This window comes from Saccharibacillus qingshengii (assembly GCF_013185195.1).
Lineage (GTDB): Bacteria > Bacillota > Bacilli > Paenibacillales > Paenibacillaceae > Saccharibacillus > Saccharibacillus qingshengii.
Window position 1 is genome coordinate 1 of the sequence record NZ_JAAZWC010000082.1, and the last position, 1,050, is coordinate 1,050.

General features: G+C 37.5%; 2 protein-coding genes. Both read right to left on the reverse strand.

The annotated features are described in order from the left end of the window. Positions 1-875: sensor histidine kinase (locus HRQ60_RS24165; protein WP_172201035.1), on the reverse strand; the 875-nt coding region annotated here is incomplete at its 3' end. Next, on the reverse strand, positions 875-1,050 hold a 176-nt coding region (locus tag HRQ60_RS24170; RefSeq protein ID WP_172201038.1), incomplete at its 5' end, for a winged helix-turn-helix domain-containing protein. The genes HRQ60_RS24170 and HRQ60_RS24165, both read right to left, overlap by 1 nt.

A 1,050-nucleotide genomic window follows, 5' to 3' on the forward strand; every position in this document is an offset into this window, starting at 1 on the left:
CCTGAATCCTGCACCTGCACCCTGACATTTTCTTTTTCTCTAAAAACTTGAACACTTACTGAACCACCCATGGGTGTGTAGTGGAGCGCGTTACTTAAAACGTTGATCATCACCTGTAACATACGATCCCGATCCACATTGACCACAATTTGTTCGGCTGCTTTAAATTTTAAATTCACTTGTTTTTCAACAAATGCAGCGCCCATCACTTCCATACTTTTCACTATCACTTCATTTAATTTTTCTTTCTTTAAATTCAAGGAAAATTCGGGCGAATCCATTTCATTCAGTTTCTCCAAATCTGCCACCAATTTAATCAGTCGTTCTACTTCTTCGTAACAGGAATAGATTCGTTTAGGTGTTGGCTCCCATATGCCATCTTGGAAAGCTTGCATATGACTTTTCAACGTAGTTAAGGGCGTGCGAAGCTCATGAGCAATATCTTCCGACAAAGTAGAGCGTAAGCCTTCTTGTATTTGTAGCTGCGCCGCAAGATGATTTAAAGAAGAAGCCAAATCATTTAATTCATCGTCGGTATTTGTTTGAATCCGTATATCCCATGAGCCCCTTCGCATTAACTCGGCTGATTCTTTCATTTGAATAAGTGGCCGGGAAATCTGCTTAGCAATACGCAAGCCGAGAAAAATCGCTAAAAAAACAGAAATGATAAACGTCCATAATGTAGTTTGCAGTAACGCTTCCTCTAAATGATGATTTAACTTAATAATATTAGAGGGAATGGTTCCTGCTTGTTGGACATAAAGACTCATATGATAATGAATACTGATAAGTAAAGTTAACATTGTCAGTGTCAATAATAATATGCCCATGAAAACAAACAAAAAAACCAATTTCGTATATAAGGTTTTTTTCATTATAGATCCCCTTGAAATCGATAGCCTGCTCCATAAACAGTTTGAATCATATATGGATTTCTAGGGTCTTTTTCTATCTTAGAGCGAAGGTTTTTTACATGCTGATCAATTGTACGGGTACTCCCTTCAAAATCATAACCAAGTACTCGCTCAACCAAGTCATCTCTTGTAAAGA